The 2,163-nt window shown below is 68.6% G+C and carries 3 protein-coding genes; 2 read left to right on the top strand and 1 reads right to left on the bottom strand.

From position 1 onward, the window contains the following. On the top strand, positions 1-145 hold a 145-nt coding region (locus VIM19_10765; GenBank protein ID HEY5185362.1), incomplete at its 5' end, for an alanine dehydrogenase. A gap of 324 nt (positions 146-469) precedes the next feature. Beyond that, complete coding sequence (locus VIM19_10760) at positions 470-718, top strand: lipopolysaccharide assembly protein LapA domain-containing protein (protein ID HEY5185361.1); 249 nt, start codon at positions 470-472, stop codon at positions 716-718. A gap of 272 nt (positions 719-990) precedes the next feature. Here VIM19_10760 and VIM19_10755 read toward each other — a convergent pair whose 3' ends face one another. Next, positions 991-1,194 carry a hypothetical protein gene (locus VIM19_10755; protein ID HEY5185360.1) on the bottom strand — a complete coding sequence of 68 codons (204 nt, stop codon included), beginning with the start codon at positions 1,192-1,194 and terminating at the stop codon, positions 991-993. Between the last annotated feature and the right edge of the window lie 969 nt (positions 1,195-2,163).

Genomic DNA, 2,163 nt, shown 5'->3' with positions numbered 1-2,163 from the left:
GCGCACCGTGATGGACGGCCCCGCCGCCTGGGACGCCGACCCCACCATCCGGCTGGCCATCGAGATCCGCGCCGGTGTCATCCACAACCCGAAGATCCTCTCCTTCCAGGGCCGGGCCGCCGCCCATCCGCACCCTTGGCTCTGAACCCGACACCCGCCCCGGCAACCGCCCATGGACCCAGAACCTGTCAGGTGGCTGAGTGGACCCGCGAGCCGCGCGCCGCCGTTCTCGCCGGAGTCGGCGGTCACGGTGGTGGAGAAGCGGGCCTGCGGCTGGTCCACCGGTCGTAGACTCCGAACGGGTCAGGGGCGGATCCGAGTGGAGGCGCATGTCGTGACGACAGATCCGACCGCATCGGATCCGACCTCGTTGCCACCACAGCAGCCGCCGGATGCCTCGCCTGTCTCCGCGGCTGGAGTCAATCCGCCGGCCCGCGCTCCACGGTTCACGAGAGCCAGCGCCGTCTGGGTGGCCACCGCTGCGGCGCTGCTGCTGCTGGTCATGCTCATCGTGTTCATTCTGCAGAACCCCACACGCGTCGAAGTCCAGTACCTCGGATTCTCCGGCTCCCTGTCACTGGGGATGGCGCTGTTCATCGCCGCGGTCGGTGGAGGTGTGGTGGTAGCTATCGCCGGGATCGCCCGCGTCACCCAGCTGCGCCTGCACGCGCGGCGGACCAGACGCCACCGGCCGGCACCTGAACGCAGGCACGACTGACTCAGAACGCACGACTCCGATCTGCCGACGGCACGGATCCAGGGCGACCTAGTGCACGGGCCGGAGTGAGCGCTCAGGGTGCAGGAGTCGCCGGACGCGGTCGGGTCCGCGGGGAACCAGCTTGACCGGGCGTGGGTGATATCCGCGCAGAGCGTGCGGGTTGCGGACGGTCCACATAATGACAGAACGCCCCCCCCAGCGGGGACGCGCCTTCCGCCAGCGTGTTGCACGTCCGCGGGCCCGGATGCAGGTCTCGCTCGCGAGACGTTGCGTCAGTCCGAGAATGCCTCGGGGGCGAACGCGCGTGCCTGCTCCCCGCTGACCGGCTCCACCGAGTCGTCTTGGCCGACCTGCCAGTGGCTGATCGCCTTGGTGGGCTGCCACTCGCCGTTGACGAAAGCCTCATCGACGTACTCGGTGCGGCGCAGCAGCGCCGGCGGCGTGTAAGCGCTGGACGTGAAGTAGCTGGTCGTCATTCGGTGTCCCCCTGACCCTTCCAAGAGACCCTAGTCGGACCCCGAGGAACGGGACGTGGCAGGACCCGGCGACAAGGCGGTCCGACGACCGTCGGCGGTGATGCGCGTACAGTGGAATCGTCCTCCGTTTCGGGTGAACAGCTCGCTGCCCGACCCGCCATCGGGTTCCGGAGGGGAAGGCTCCGGACACAGCAGCTCGTGCGAGACAGTGAGAACCGTCGAAGGTTCCTGCCGTCGCTGAACCGTGGCGCTTCGCCGGGTGCGGAAGACCGTGCCTGGCTTTCGGCAAGGCAACCCCCGGAAGGGGGTAACGATGAACGTCTTCAAGGCTGTCATTGAAGTCATCAGGAGTCTCGGGCGCGGCACCTCGCAGCGCGAGATCAAACGCGCTGAGGCGGCCGCGCCGGTCGAGGGCCCTGCTGTCGGCGGGGCGGTGGCCGGACAAGACCACGACCACGACCGACTTGACCGGACTCCCGCACTCGCTCGTACCCGGACGGCTACCAGCAGACGGTCAGCACCACCGCCACGGGGGGTCGGTCGCCAGTGAGGATCCCGCAGCGGGAGCGGGGCCGGATGGCGGACCCCCCAAGCCTTCGCGGCGAAAAGCCGTGCTCCTCGAAACGACCCGCGCGGCGCGGGACCTCTTGACGCAGACGCCGAGATTGCGCTCGCCCGCAACGCTAGGACGGCGAGGTCCTAGCTGCTTCGACCTGAAGAAGTCGGGGCTTGGCGGTGCGCTTCCGGCGGTCTGGTGATCGAGAGGATGGCCCCGAACCCTTGGGTTAGAAGGGATCGAGGCCATCGTGTTTCGTCCCGTGGGCGATTAGCCGTCGTTGTGGGAGTCGGTGTGGCCGGAGGAACTGCTGCGGCTACCGGATGAGTTGGCTCGGGTCGACACGATGCTGGACGACCCGGCGTTCTTCGCTTCGTTCGTGCCGTTCTTCGACCCGCGGGTCGGTCGGCCGT

The organism is Actinomycetes bacterium (assembly GCA_036510875.1).
Taxonomy (GTDB): domain Bacteria; phylum Actinomycetota; class Actinomycetes; order Prado026; family Prado026; genus DATCDE01.
Note: the sequence above shows the minus strand (reverse complement) of the source record. Positions and strands in the feature narration are given on the sequence as shown.